13 protein-coding genes are annotated in these 13,946 nt (G+C 54.2%); 7 read left to right on the top strand and 6 right to left on the bottom strand.

Annotation, left to right across the window (positions count from 1 at the left end):
* Positions 1–5: 5 nt before the first annotated feature.
* On the top strand, positions 6–1,631 hold the full coding sequence (locus tag SIK97_RS05295) for an alpha-amylase family protein (RefSeq protein ID WP_032749756.1): 1,626 nt from the start codon (positions 6–8) through the stop codon (positions 1,629–1,631).
* Here the strand turns inward: SIK97_RS05295 and SIK97_RS05290 are convergent.
* Genes SIK97_RS05290 through SIK97_RS05275 form a run of 4 tightly spaced genes read right to left on the bottom strand, consistent with a single transcriptional unit; the run spans position 1,628 to position 4,130 of the window.
* Positions 1,628–2,617 (bottom strand): SDR family oxidoreductase, encoded by a 990-nt coding sequence (locus SIK97_RS05290; protein WP_032749757.1) that lies wholly within the window; start codon positions 2,615–2,617, stop codon positions 1,628–1,630. The genes SIK97_RS05295 and SIK97_RS05290 overlap by 4 nt on opposite strands.
* 22 nt (positions 2,618–2,639) lie before the next feature.
* Positions 2,640–3,158, bottom strand: coding sequence for a 2-oxo-tetronate isomerase (locus SIK97_RS05285; RefSeq protein ID WP_009653693.1), 519 nt, complete (start codon positions 3,156–3,158; stop codon positions 2,640–2,642).
* A gap of 12 nt (positions 3,159–3,170) precedes the next feature.
* Positions 3,171–3,617 (bottom strand): DUF421 domain-containing protein, encoded by a 447-nt coding sequence (locus SIK97_RS05280; RefSeq protein ID WP_025105847.1) that lies wholly within the window; start codon positions 3,615–3,617, stop codon positions 3,171–3,173.
* Between the two features lie 9 nt (positions 3,618–3,626).
* Positions 3,627–4,130 carry a hypothetical protein gene (locus tag SIK97_RS05275; protein ID WP_032749758.1) on the bottom strand — a complete coding sequence of 168 codons (504 nt, stop codon included), beginning with the start codon at positions 4,128–4,130 and terminating at the stop codon, positions 3,627–3,629.
* 354 nt (positions 4,131–4,484) lie between these two features.
* Between SIK97_RS05275 and SIK97_RS05270 the strand changes: the two genes are divergently transcribed.
* From SIK97_RS05270 to SIK97_RS05250, 5 genes are all read left to right on the top strand, one after another.
* Complete coding sequence (locus SIK97_RS05270) at positions 4,485–5,483, top strand: LacI family DNA-binding transcriptional regulator (RefSeq protein ID WP_004851570.1); 999 nt, start codon at positions 4,485–4,487, stop codon at positions 5,481–5,483.
* A gap of 43 nt (positions 5,484–5,526) precedes the next feature.
* A complete protein-coding gene (locus SIK97_RS05265; protein ID WP_239692893.1) occupies positions 5,527–7,194 on the top strand; it encodes a glycoside hydrolase family 13 protein in 1,668 nt (555 codons plus the stop codon).
* A 7-nt stretch (positions 7,195–7,201) separates the two neighbouring features.
* The gene (locus SIK97_RS05260; protein ID WP_047723713.1) at positions 7,202–8,599 is read left to right on the top strand and encodes a PTS transporter subunit EIIC; all 1,398 of its coding nucleotides are present in this window, start codon (positions 7,202–7,204) and stop codon (positions 8,597–8,599) included.
* 117 nt (positions 8,600–8,716) lie between these two features.
* Entirely contained in the window at positions 8,717–10,291 is a 1,575-nt protein-coding gene (locus SIK97_RS05255; protein WP_032749761.1) for a carbohydrate porin, read from the top strand.
* A 182-nt stretch (positions 10,292–10,473) separates the two neighbouring features.
* Positions 10,474–12,084, top strand: a complete 1,611-nt coding sequence (locus SIK97_RS05250; RefSeq protein WP_057173436.1) for an FAD-NAD(P)-binding protein — start codon at positions 10,474–10,476, stop codon at positions 12,082–12,084.
* A 37-nt stretch (positions 12,085–12,121) separates the two neighbouring features.
* On the opposite strand, the gene SIK97_RS05245 is transcribed toward SIK97_RS05250, so the two are convergent.
* On the bottom strand, positions 12,122–12,271 hold the full coding sequence (locus SIK97_RS05245; protein ID WP_004851580.1) for a hypothetical protein: 150 nt from the start codon (positions 12,269–12,271) through the stop codon (positions 12,122–12,124).
* 21 nt (positions 12,272–12,292) lie between these two features.
* On the bottom strand, positions 12,293–12,685 hold the full coding sequence (locus SIK97_RS05240) for a YdeI family stress tolerance OB fold protein (RefSeq protein WP_025105854.1): 393 nt from the start codon (positions 12,683–12,685) through the stop codon (positions 12,293–12,295).
* Between the two features lie 373 nt (positions 12,686–13,058).
* Here SIK97_RS05240 and SIK97_RS05235 point away from each other — a divergent pair, with 373 nt between their 5' ends.
* On the top strand, positions 13,059–13,943 hold the full coding sequence (locus SIK97_RS05235; RefSeq protein ID WP_057173426.1) for an SDR family oxidoreductase: 885 nt from the start codon (positions 13,059–13,061) through the stop codon (positions 13,941–13,943).
* Positions 13,944–13,946: the final 3 nt, after the last annotated feature.

The raw sequence follows: 13,946 nt of genomic DNA, 5'->3' as shown, positions 1-13,946 counted from the left end.
GGGCTATGGCTGACTGGCATACGCGGGCCATTATCTATCAGATTGATTCAGCGCTGTTTTACGATCTTAACGGCGATGGCTGCGGCGATATCGCCGGGATCGCCGCGAAGCTGCGCTATATTCGCCGGCTGGGCGCGACGGTGATCTGGATAACGCCCTTCTACCTGACGCCGTTTCTGGATGAGGGTTACGATGTCAGCGACCATCTGCAGGTCGATCCGCGATTTGGCCAACTGGCGGATATCATTGCTTTTATCGAGCAGGCCCGCGAATTAGGCATGCAGGTTATTATTGAATTGCTGATCCAGCACACCTCCGACGCTCACCCCTGGTTTCAACAAGCGCGGCGCAGCCGTCGCTCGCCGTTCCGCGACTATTATCTGTGGGCAGATAGCGATGATGACGATACGCCGCCCATGTTTCCCGGCGTCGAAGAGAGCATCTGGTCGTGGGATGACGACGCCGGGCAATATTTTCGCCATATGTTTTACCGCCATGAACCCGATCTCAATCTGGCCTCTCCCGCGGTGATCAAAGAGGTCGAAAATATCGTTATCTTTTGGCTGAAGCTGGGGGTTTCCGGCTTTCGTCTGGATGCCGCCTCGCATTTGACGAAACAGGCCGGACGCGGCGAGGAGAAACGCGGGCTATGGCTCCTGGAACATCTGCGTCGGCTGGTTGAACGACATAATCCGCAGGCCATACTGCTCGGCGAAGTCGACGTTGAGGTGGCGCAGTATCGCGACTATTTTGGCGATAATAACCGACTTAATATGGTACTTAACTTCTGGCTGAACAAATATTTTTACGTCAGCCTCGCCAGCCAGAGCGCCCACCCGCTGATCGACGCCATCAAGAAAATGGTGGTGCCTCCTGACGCCTGCTGCTTCGCAAACTGGCTGCGCAACCACGATGAACTGGATCTTGAAGGGATCGGTAACAAGAACAAGCAGACCGTGCTGGATGCCTTCGCGCCGGATAAGGAGATGAACGTTTATCAGCGCGGTATTCGCCGTCGGCTGGCGCCCATGCTGAACGGCGACCGGCGGCGGCTGGCGTTCTGTCATGCCGTGCTTTTTTCACTGCCCGGCGTACCGATCATGCGCTACGGGGATGAGATCGGCATGGGTGACGACCTGGCACTGGAAGAGCGCTACGCGGTGCGTACGCCGATGCAGTGGGCCGGTTCAGCGGGCGGCGGCTTCTCCGCAGCCGATCCGCAGACGTTTGTGGCTCCCATGATCGACCGGGGACCGTTTCGCTATCAGAAAGTCAACGTCGCTGATTCTCTGCTGCACCGCCATTCTCTCCTGCACCGTATTATTGATATCGCCAATACGCGGTCAGAATTCCCGGAAATCGCCGTTGCGCCTTTCCGCATCATTAGCACCGATCGGCAGGCGATTCTCGGAATCTGCTACGATGACCACGAGCGCAGCGTCATCGCCTTTCTTAATTTCAGTGATAAACCGCTGCGTTTTACCGCGAAAGGGATCTATGCGGCGGTGTGGACGCCCTGCCTGGCCGACAAAACCTACGCGGACGCGCTCACTCCCGGTAAGCACGCTAAGCTGGAGATTAGCGCATATGGCTATCGATGGTTCTGGACCAACAGTAGCGCGCTGCGTTAGCGTTTTTTACGCGAGATAAACCATTTTGCTAAAAGTAACCCCGCCGCTGCCGCGCCGCCCAGCAGCGCTTTTCCCGGCACGCCGGAAGTGATGGCGGTGGCGCGATATTTCGCCTCAGAGGAAAAACGCCCGTGCGTTTTATGCAATCCGCTGACCGGCTGTTCGAGATAGTCCTGACGGTCGTCGGCATTCAAGCGCCGGGTCATTTGCCCTTCCCACGCTTTTTTGACCATCAGCCGGTCAAGGAAGCCCGGGAAAAGAAATTGCCCAATAATGGACTGAATCGTGCTGCTCCCTACCCAGAGTTCGCGTACGGGCCGGCGCGCGACGTTGAAGATAGCCTGGGCGGCCACTTCCGGCTGAAATACCGGCGGCACCGGGCGCATCGCCCAGGCAAACTTATTGCGCGCCCACTCGAACTGCGGCGTATTCAGCCCCGGCATCTGTACCATCGCAATACTCACGCCGCTATTTTCATGCATCAACTCCGTACGCACCGCATCGGTAAAACCCCGAATCGCGGCCTTTGCCCCGCAGTAGGCGGACTGTAGCGGAATGGAGCGATAGGCGAGCGCGGAGCCAACCTGGATAATCACTCCGCGATCGCGGGGCGTCATCAGCGCCAGCGCGGCGCGAGTCCCGTTGACGTAGCCGAGGTAGGTGACCTCGGTTACCCGTCTAAATTCGTCGTGGGTCATCGCTCTGAAAGGCGCCAGCACCGCACACATCGCGTTATTGACCCATACCTCGATAGCTCCGAGTCGATTTTCGATTTCGCCGGCGGCGGTCAAGAGCGCATCGGCATTTGCCACATCGGCCTGCACGGTATGCACCCGAACGCCGCAACGAAGGAGCTCCTGCTTCGTCGCCTCAAGGCTTCGGCCATCGCGGGCAATAATGCCGACGTCATAGCCTGCCCGTGCAAAGCGCAGGGCCGTTGCTTTACCGACTCCCGCAGTACCGCCAGTGATCGCCATGACTGCCATATAAACCTCCGCAATAAAAGCGTTATGCGCTCTGCCAGCCGGGCAGTTTCTCGATGAGCATCGCCAGTGAATAGCGTACGGCTTTCTCCACAACATCCTGGCACTCGCCGGAAAACAGCGTTTTATGCGCGTCGATACTGCCGCGAAAATTCCACGCGAACCAGACGGTCCCCGCAGGCGTCCCGTCATCGCCGCCGTCCGGCCCCGCGTATCCGCTAATGGCGATACTGATATCCGCGCCGGAACGCGCCAGCGCGCCGGTGGACATCTCTTCAACGGTCTGCCGACTGACGGCGCTATATTTTTCCAGCGTTGAGGCGTTGACGTCGAGAAGCTGCTGTTTCGCCCGATCGCTAAAAGTGATTAAACCAATATCGTAGAATGCGGCCGTATCCGCTTCCGCGCACAGCGCTGCCGCCAGGCTACCGCCGGTGCAGGATTCCGCGGTGGTTAAGCGTAAACGACGGTCAATCAGCGCGCTGGCGACCTGTTTAGTCAACTCGCCGGTGGTTTTCGCCTGGTTATAAGGGTTATTTGACATAAAAAGACCTTTTTAACTCTCAGCAGGAATAATAGAAATGTGGCCATTCCGTTCCAGTATGGCATATTTGATTTTACTTAATTCCGTAATACCCTGATTCTGCCGCGCGGCGACCAGAATATCATCACAGGAGACGTCCACTTTTTTCAGCTTGTCAATTAACGGCACGCCATTTTCGACTAAAATCACCGGGCAACCATCAAGCGCTGACTCTGCGCCAGCGGAATATTTCTTCATTAATCCGAAAAGCATATCCACGACCACCAGCGTCATAATCGTCAGCATTGCGCCGGTCACCGAAAAATCGTTCCCCAGCAGCGCCTGCTGGGTAGCCTCGCTGATAATAAGTAATAAAATCAGATCAAAGCTGGTCATTTGTAATAGTGCCCGGCGGCCGGCGATTTTAAACACCACCAGCAAAATTAAATATATCGCTAACGCACGCAAGACCATCTCCATCGCATCCTCCTAAGGATAAATAAATTGCCAGAAGCGGATTTCGGGTTCGCCGTTTAGCTGCAAAGAGTGGTTCAACTTACCTGGGCGGGTGGGCGTAACGTAGAGCCATATAGAAAAATTATTCATGCTTTTCAAATCATTATAGACCAGAAAGAGCCGGTCGTTCTGACTGTACATCCTGTCTGGCCGGGGCCAGATACTGCCTGGTTCAAAAGAAGAGGTAAAATCCCCCCCAAGGCTAAAAATATATTTATCCGCGACCCGCGGATGGGCGGTAATCTTTAGCCTGAATTCAGTTTGTAAACGACCGAAGCGGTCATAGGCCACCGTTAAATTGCGCTGCGCAGTTGTTTTTTCGGCAGTGCTAAAATATCCTCCAGAAAAGAGTCCCAAAAGGGCTGCCAGTATGATCGCCAATAATATTCCGAGGCCTATCTGGCGGGCAGCGCATTCAAAATTAAGAAAAAATTCGTTCTCTTTAATCCCGGGCAGCCTCTCTTTTTCACTTGCCATTTTTCACCTCACCGTTGCGCTTATTATCGGAGCGCCAGTTTAAGAAATAGCAACCCGGTTTAATATGTCAAGTTCGTCGCGCCAAAGCCGGAATAATAGCTAAACGGGACATCTCGCTTGTTATTCGTTGAGCATCTCCCCCGCCTCCATCCGGAGGAAGATGTTTCCATTTAGCGCGGCGGGTGCACGGATGTTGTCTCGAGCTTAGGCCGTTGCCCGCGACAACATCCGTACCGCTCAGCAGGCGTGTCGTTAACTTTATTGTGAGTCAGGTCATGTTTTATAAAAATGAGGTTGACCCGGCTCCTGCGCGAAAATATTTTATGCCCATGTGATATCGATTTCATAAGAACCATGGCAACCATAAAAGACGTCGCTGTAAAAGCCGGCCTGTCGGTCACGACGGTATCCCGCTTCCTCAACAATCATCCTTATATCTCTGAAGATAAAAAGGAAAAAATCCTCGCGGCCATGAAAGAGCTGGATTACGAGCCGAGCACCGTCGCGCAGCAGATGCGCGGGGTGAAAACCCACCGGATTGGCGTGCTTATCTCAAGGATAACCAACCCTTTTTTTGCCAGCCTGGTCGACGCCCTTGAAGTTACGGCACGAAAAAACGGCTATTCGGTGCTGATCGTCCAGAACCACAATAGCGCGGGCGAAGAAGAAAACTGTCTCGATCTGCTGAAGAAAAAAATCATCGACGGGCTGATCTTATGCGCCGTTGAGAGTGACAAAGACGTCATTGAGCAATATCAGAAATATGGCCCTATCCTGCTGTGCAACACCAGCATAGATAATACCACTTTGCCCGTCGTCAGAATGAACGATGAACTGGCAACCTATAACGCCGTCAGCTGGCTGCTTAACAAAGGGTATAAAAAAATCGCCTACTCCACCGGTGGCGCATTCCAGCAAAAGGGCCACGGCAGCAGAAGGAACCGCGGCTTTATTGCCGCTATGCAAGACGGACAGCAGGCGGTTAACGAGCGGTTTATTTTTCGTCATGTCCACACCTGGCGCGACGGGCAGCGCCTGGCTGAGCAAATTCTGCAGATGACGAAAAGCGAACGTCCCGATGCGATTTTCGCCGGCAGCGATGAGGTCGCCTGCGGCCTGATTTCCGCGCTATCGGCCCACGGCGTCAGCGTTCCCGGCGAACTGGCGGTCATGGGCTTTGATAACCTTCCCGTGGCGGAGATGGTGCATATTCCGCTCACTACCGTTAGCCAGCCCATTGAGCAGCTGGGCCGCATCTCTGTAGAACGCCTGCTGTCCCTGATCAACCACACGCAGTATCGCTATGACGAGGAAGACCTGAAATCGGAACTGGTTATCAGAGCCTCGGCGTAATTTTTTTTCACTCAATATGGTATCGATTTCATACTCAGGAGAAATGATGAATCAATCACAACAAAGCGCATGGTGGAAAGAATCGGTTATTTATCAGGTGTACCCAAAAAGCTTCTATGACAGCAATAACGATGGCGTTGGCGATATCCCGGGTATTATCGCTAAACTGCCGTATCTGAAAACGCTGGGCATCACCCTGATTTGGGTCTCGCCGTTCTACCGCTCGCCGGGAGCAGATAACGGCTACGATATCGCGGACTACTATGCGGTGAATCCCGATTTAGGCCAGATGCAGGACGTTGATAACCTGATTAAACAGGCTGGCGAGCTGGGCATTGAGGTAATGGTCGACCTGGTGGTTAACCATACCAGCGATGAACACCCCTGGTTTCAGGCCGCGCTGGCCGACCCTCAATCGAAATATCGTGATTATTACATCTTTAAACCCGCCGCGGCGGGCGGCGCGCCCAATAACTGGCGATCGATTTTTGGCGGCAGCGCGTGGGAAAAAGTCGCTGGCGAGGAGTGCTACTATCTGCACGTTTTTCATAAAAAGCAGCCGGATCTCAACTGGGAAAACCCGCAGTTGCGCGAGGAAATCTACGCCATGATTAACTGGTGGCTGGATAAAGGCATCGCCGGTTTTCGCATCGATGCAATTACCTTTATTAAAAAAGATCAGGACTACGCCTCTCTGCCCGCAGACGGTATTGATGGTCTGGCATCGATTAAAGCGAAATCGCGCAACCGTCCGGGCATCGAGCGCTTTCTCCATGAGCTAAAAGAGCGCACTTTCCGTCGTCACCGCTGCGTAACCGTGGGCGAAGCGCCGGGCGTGCCTCTGGAAGAGTACGACAGCTATATTGGGCCAGACGGCTACTTTAATATGATTTTCGATTTTCACGCCGCCGATATTGATGTCGAAAACGGTTCTGAATGGTTTAAGCAGCGCGACTGGAACGTTCGCGAATTCAGGGAGGCGCTATTTGCCAGCCAACGGGCCTTTTGCCAGGCCGGCTGGGGAACGACGTTTATTGAAAACCACGACCAGCCCCGCGCGCTGTCCAAGCTTATCCGCGACGCGGATTATCAAAATGACATCGGTGCCAAAGCGCTGGCCGCGATGTACTTCTTTATGGCCGGAACGCCGTTTATTTATCAGGGCCAGGAGCTGGGGATGAAAAATTTCCGCCGACAATCGATCGCGGAATTTGACGATATTTCCAGTATTGATAACTACCACCGCGCCCTGGCGGAAGGTTTCTCTGAACAGCAGGCGTTAGGCTTTATCAACCAGCGCTCGCGGGACAATTCGCGAACGCCCTTTCCGTGGTCAGATAGCGCCAACGGCGGATTTAACCGGGGCGCGCGGCCCTGGCTGGCGTTTTCCGCAGCTGACTTCAGCGTCAACGCGCAAAGCCAGATAAACGATTCGGATTCAGTATTCGCGTTTTACCAGAAGATGATCGCCTTGCGAAATAAGCACTATCCGCAAACGCTGATCTATGGTTCATTCGCCGCCATAGAAGACGTTGACGATCGCATCATTGCCTACGAACGGAGAACGGCGACCGAGCGTTTTATCTCGATAACCAATTTAAGCGCACAGCCTCTGCCCTTTACGCTCCCGGCGGGTGAGATTGTCCTCAATAATTATGCCGACGCTGAGACTCCCCTGAAACCCTATCAAACCCTTCTCGTTAAGGAATGAGTCAAATATGAACAACTATAAAAATATCGCCGTTGAGATCGTGAATATCATCGGCAAGGAAAATATTGCCTCAGCCACCCACTGCGCCACCCGTTTACGTTTACAGGTAAAAGATCGACAGAAAATTGATGATGATAAAATCCGCAATATTAGCGAAGTCAAAGGCGTATTTTTTAATGCTGGCCAGTATCAGATAATCCTCGGAACCGGGATCGTCAATAAGGTTTACCAGGCGTTTGTTAACGAATTCCAGGTTGCCGAAATCAGCAAGGATGAAATGACGAAGCAGAGTACGGGCCGGTTACAGCGGGGAATTCGCAATTTATCGGACGTGTTTGTACCAATTGTCCCGGTACTCGGGGCCACCGGCCTGTTTCTCGGCCTGAAGGGGGTCATTTTTAACGATACCGTCCAGGCGTGGTTTGGCGGCAGCGTTCATCAGGTTCCAGTGGCGCTGCAAACGCTGACCACGGTGCTTTGCGACACCGCTTTCGCCTTTCTGGCGGCGTTTATTTGCTGGTCGGCGTTTAAGAAATTTGGCGGTACGCCAATTATCGGCTTCTTAATCGGCCTGATGCTGGTCTCCCCCGCGCTGCCGAACGCCTATGACGTGGCGTACGGCAACAGCAGCCCGATTTATGTATTGGGTTTTATTCCTCTGGTCGGCTATCAGGGGTCTATTCTGACCGCCCTGGTCACCGGCATTATCGGCGCTAAGCTGGAAATTTTTTTCCGCCGGGTGATGCCCAACTCGATGGATCTGATTTTTACGCCGTTTATCGTCATCCTGATTGCGGTGGCCATCGCTTTACTGGTTTTAGGGCCGCTGGTGCATGCGTTTGAACATTATGCCGTGATGGCTATTCAGCAATTTCTGACGTTGCCTGCGGGTATTGGCGGTCTGTTAATCGGCTTCATCTATCCCATTGCCGTGATGACCGGGATGCATCATATGTTTATTATGATTGAAACCTCGTTGATTGCCGGTACCGGGTTTAATCCATTAATTACGGTGTGCGCGATGTACGGCTTTGCCAACGCCGCCGTATGTCTGGCTATTTCACTAAAGGCGAAAAATATCGCGTTTAAAACCGCCGGGATTTCCGCGACCATTACTCAGCTATTAGGCGTTTCGGAACCGGCTTTATTCGGTATCGTGATGCAATCCGGGCTACGGGCGATAATGGTGATGCTCACCAGCTCGGCGCTGGGCGGCATGGTGCTGTCGCTATTGTCGATAAAAGCGAACTCATACGGTCTGGCGGTCCTTCTGTCGCCGCTGATGTATCTCTACGATCGCTATCAGTTTGTTACCTATATTACCGTCGGACTCGCGGTCTTTATTTTTGCCTTTATTATCACGTTCATTTTTGTCAAAACCGATAAAGCGACCAAAGAGGCCTGAAAAAAATAAAGCCCAACTATTAATTTAACACCCCAATAAACATCCCATTTTAATGGCACAGTAACCTGTGCTCTGCGCCCGCGCGTCCAGAGCACAGCTACCCCTGTACAGGTATTAATGATGAAAGCCTATATGCTTACGCTCTGCGCGCTGGCTTTGCCAGCATCCGCCGCTGCGGCGGATACGACCCTGAATGAAATTAACGCCCGACTCGAAAGGCTTGAGGCCGAATTAAAACAGTCGCGCATCCAATTACAGGATGCGACGCGAAAAATAGACGCTGCGGAAAAAAGAGCGGCCAGCGCCGAAAAAAACGCGGCGCGCGCGCAAGAAAGATTACAGTTTGTCGAACAGCAAACCGAGCAAGACCTGGCGCGAATAAAAAGCAAACCGTCGCAGCCTCTTATCGCACAAGAGAAGGATCGGGAGATTAAATTCGGCGGCTACGCGCGCAGCGGAATATTGACCAGCAAAGGCACCACCAGCACCGTAGGCCCCTCTCTGACGCCTGCGGGCAGTACCGGCGGCAGCGTCGGGCGCCTGGGCAATGAATCAGATACCTACGTAACCGCCGATATCAACTACCGGCGAAAATATGATAATAACAGCCAGCTGCGTTATTACATGAAAATCGCCGAGTGGGATAAAACGTATAATACCGACAGTTCATTCAACGGTCAGATGAACGTACGGCAGGCGTTTGTCGAAATGAGCGATATGCCTTCGTTTAGCGGCGCATTTAAACAGGCCACGCTGTGGGCCGGCAAGCGTGAAGACCGGGATAACTTTGATATTCACTGGCTTGATTCCGATATGATGAATTTAATCGGTACCGGCGCCGGTATTTATGACGTGAACTTGTGGGGCGATATCAAAACCAATCTCGCCGTATACGGGCGTAATTTCAACGATATCGATACGATGGACAACGTTGAATATAACAACATGACCGGCGCGGATAACACCTATATTCAAAACTACACCTTCTCGCTGAATAACCGGCTGGACAGCTGGCAGTGGATGCTCAACGGGTTATACTCGCAGGACAACGATAAACGCATTAACGATGGCCTGGCGTCGGATAAAGCGGCCTCGCAGGGGTTCAACACCATGCTGGCGTACCATGGCGACAGCTTCTACGGCCTGCGTCCCGGCAGTACCAAAACGGCCCTGCTTTATGGCCGCGCGCTGGGAGCGGAGGTTCGCGGCCCGGGCTCCGACGGCTATCTGATAAACCCGGCATGGACCGTCAAGTTTGCCTCTTACGGGACAACGTCCCTCACCGACAGGCTGAGCTTCGCGCCGCTGATCGTCGCCCAAAGCAGCAATAGCCGCTATATCGATTCAGACCATTACGACTGGGTGACCCTGAACGCGAGAATAATTCAGCAGATTAATCAGAACTTCGCCCTGCAGTACGAAACCAGCTATCAGTATATGGATATCGATCCGAAAGGCTTTAATGGCAACAGAGCTGCCAGCGGCAGCTATTACAAGCTGACGTTTGCCCCTACTTTCAAGATGCAGAACGTGACGGACTTCTTTGAACGCCCGGAAATCCGCTTTTTTGCCACCTGGATGCGCTGGGACAAATCGCTGGATGACTACTCCTCGACGGACACCTTCGGCAGCGCCGGATACCATAGCGCGGGGACGCTATTCTTCGGCGCCCAGCTCGAAACCTGGTTCTGAAAGCCTGCCTCTTTGACTAACCCCGAGGAAGAGGCGCGCCAGCAATTGGCCCTCTTCCTCATTTTGAACCACAATTATTGGGCCAGATTTCCGTTACCCGGAAATGATCTATCGTGGAGCTTTTCAACTGGCGGAAGGCCACCGACAACAAATGTGATAACAACAACGGCGGGTCAGTCATTATGAAGAAAATTGCCATTATCGGCGCAGGTCCAACCGGAATTTATACCCTGTTCTCACTACTCAAACAGGGCGAGCCGCTGGATGTGTCAATTTACGAGCAGGCCGAGGAAGCGGGCGTGGGCATGCCCTACAGCGATGAAGAGAATTCGCGCAAGATGCTGGCCAATATCGCCAGCATTGAAATCCCCCCCATTCAGAGCAGCTATCTCGACTGGCTGAAAGCCCAGAGCCGTACGCGCCTTGCGCGCTACGGCGTGGATTATGACGCTTTGCACGATCGTCAATTTTTACCGCGCATCCTGCTGGGTGAATACTTTCGCGACCAGTTTCTTGCGCTGGTCGGAGAGGCCAGGGAGCAGGGCTTTCGCATCCGGGTCAATGAGTCCTGTCGGGTCAGCGACCTGCAGGCGACCGAAGAAGGGGTCAGACTGTGGGTTGAGGATGAGCCGGTCGCCGAAGCCTTTGACCTCGCGGTAATCGCCACCGGACACGTCTGGCCCGATGAAGAAGAGTCGACCCGCACCTGGTTTCCCAGCCCGTGGTCTGGCCTCATGGAGGCCAGCATTCCCCCCTGCCGGGTGGGCATTATGGGCACCTCGCTAAGCGGAATTGACGCCGCGATGGCCGTCGCCGTCCAGCACGGTCGGTTTATCGGGTCCGACGATGACGCCCTCGCCTTCAGGCTGGACAAGGCAAGCGAGGCGCTAAGCATCACGTTGATGTCGCGCTCCGGCATTTTGCCGGAAGCGGATTTTTACTGCCCCATTCCCTGGGAGCCGCTGAGCATCGTCAGCGAAAGCGCGATGGAACAAGCCATCGCCGCGGGCAGCGACGGTCTGCTCGATCGCGTCTTTGAGCTGGTGGCGCAGGAAATCACGCTTGCCGACCCCCTATGGAGCGAAAATATCGCCCTTCACAGCCTTAACGCCGACAGCTTCAGCGAGGCGTGGTTTGCTAAACGCCAGCAGCATAATCCGTTCCACTGGGCGCTGGATAACCTTGAAGAGGTTGAGCGCAACAAACGCGCGCGATATACGGTTCCCTGGCGCTACGCGATCCTGCGGCTGCATGAAGCCGTTCAGGCGATGGTGCCTCACCTTAATGACCATGACCGGGAGCGTTTCAAAAATGGTCTTGCGCGGGTCTTTATCGACTGCTATGCCGCCATTCCTTCAGAGTCTATCCGCCGGCTGCTGGCGCTGCGCGAAGCGGGCGTCATCAGTATTCTCGCCTTAGGGCATGACTATGAGATGGCGGTAGAGCAGGAAAAAACGGTGATTACCAGCGAACAAAATCGCTATACGTTTGATGTATTTATTGATGCCAGAGGGCAAAAGCCGCTGAAAAATAAAGATCTTCCCTTCCCGCATTTAAGGGAGCAGCTGCTGGCGACCGGAGAAGAGATTCCTGAGGTCGGAGACGACTATACGTTGCGGGAACCGCCCGAAGTACGCGGGCGCATCGCGTTCGCCGCCATTCCCTGGCTGATGCACGATCAGCCTTTCGTTCAGGGTATCACCGCCTGCGCGGAGATCGGCGCGGCGATAGCGAAAGCGATATCCCAGCCGGCAAGCCGCTCGCGCAGGCGTTTATCCCCGCTCGATCTTTAGGAAAGAAAAATAGCCGCCCGTTGACGGGCGGCTATTTTTAACGCTTTTCAGGCTGGGGATGCCAGGGATCTTTTTTATGATCTTCGCTGTCGTCTCTTTTACGCGGCACTTCCCCCTGCTCGCGCGGGTCCTCTTTCGACGGATGACGGCCCCGCTTATCCGGGTCGGCTGGATGCTGTACGGACATCAATTCCTCCTGCTTGAGCGGTTATTTCTGGATCCGGTCCACCCGCACTACCGGCGGCGTCATTTTTTTATCGAGGCTGCCGTTGATGCTGATCATCTGATCGGGCTTCACTTCGCGGCCATCAAAAACCGCGGCGGGGATAATCACTGCGATGGTGTCGGTTTTATCGCGAAAGCTGTAGCGGTCGTTACCGTGCTGCTCGATAAGATTGCCGCGTAATGAGATGGTTGCCCCATCGTGCATTTCCAGGGCCTGGCGCACGGTCATAATTCGCCCGTCCTCCGTCCCGCGGTAGCCATCGTCAATTTTATGCGGCGGCGGCGGAGCGGCATCTTTTTTAAATCCCCCGTCGTCCGCGGCATAAACGCCCTGAGCCATCAGCGCACAGAAAATAACGGGCAGTAATTTTTTCATCAACCATACCTCCGGCATATTTTTGTCTTGTCTTAATAAGTCTGGTTGCTGATGTTCATTTTCACAAGTTCCGTACCTGATGAATCGCCCGGGAAATATTTTTTACGACTTCACCGCCCGCGTAAATATGCGCGCCGGGCAGCATTAAAAAGGCGCTAAATATACCGTCAGGCTTGCGATAGAATAATCCTAAAATGCCAAACGCCGCTGGCGCCTCTCATTTTGAAAAGTTTCCCGGCAATCAGTAAATTACCGATGGGAGAGGAATCAAAGCGCCAAAATTATAACAGCGAAGCCGTTCAATTATTCTTCAATATTCCACGGCAGGCTGACCAGGCAACTACGCTTACTCTTTTAACACGAGGAGGTCAGTATGAGCGACAACGCTAACAATACCGCGAAGTATCCCCGTCCCCCCTTTGTTGACCAGCCGCAATCGCCTCCGGGTCTTGCCGAAGAGATGAAGCCGCAGCCGGATCACGGTGAGCTGAGCTATGTCGGTTCCGGTCGGCTCGCCGGTAAACGCGCCCTGATTACCGGCGGCGATTCCGGGATTGGGCGCGCGGTCGCGATCGCCTTCGCCCGCGAAGGCGCCGATGTGGCGATAAACTATCTGCCGGAAGAGGAGTCCGATGCGGAAACCGTGATTGCCCTGATTCAGGCCGAAGGACGTACAGCCGTCGCGATTCCGGGAGATGTGCGCGACGAATCCTTCTGCGAAACCCTGGTGGAACAGGCCGCCAGCGAACTCGGCGGGCTGGATATTCTGGTCAATAACGCCGGACGCCAGCAATATTGCCAATCACTGGAAGAACTCACCACCGCCGACTTTGACGCCACCTTCAAAACCAACGTTTATGCGGCCTTCTGGATCACCAAAGCCGCCCTGCGACATCTTAAAGAACACAGCGCGATTATTAATACTTCATCCGTCCAGGCCTTTAAGCCGAGCCCCATCCTGCTGGACTACGCGCAAACCAAAGCCTGCCTGGTGGCGTTCACGAAATCGCTGGCCAAACAGCTGGGGCCGAAGGGTATCCGGGTAAACGCGGTCGCCCCCGGTCCCTACTGGACGGTGCTGCAGTCAAGCGGCGGCCAGCCGGATGAGAAGGTGCGTCAGTTCGGCGCCGATACGCCGCTGGGGCGTCCCGGGCAGCCGGTAGAGATTGCGCCGCTGTACGTTACCCTTGCCTCTGATGCCTGCTCCTTCACCTCCGGCCAGGTATGGTGCTCCGACGGCGGCGACGGCGTGCTGTAAATC

The sequence above is a fragment of the Klebsiella sp. JN_Kp126 genome (assembly GCF_033843325.1).
In the GTDB taxonomy this organism is placed as follows: domain Bacteria; phylum Pseudomonadota; class Gammaproteobacteria; order Enterobacterales; family Enterobacteriaceae; genus Klebsiella; species Klebsiella michiganensis.
Note: the sequence above shows the minus strand (reverse complement) of the source record. Positions and strands in the feature narration are given on the sequence as shown.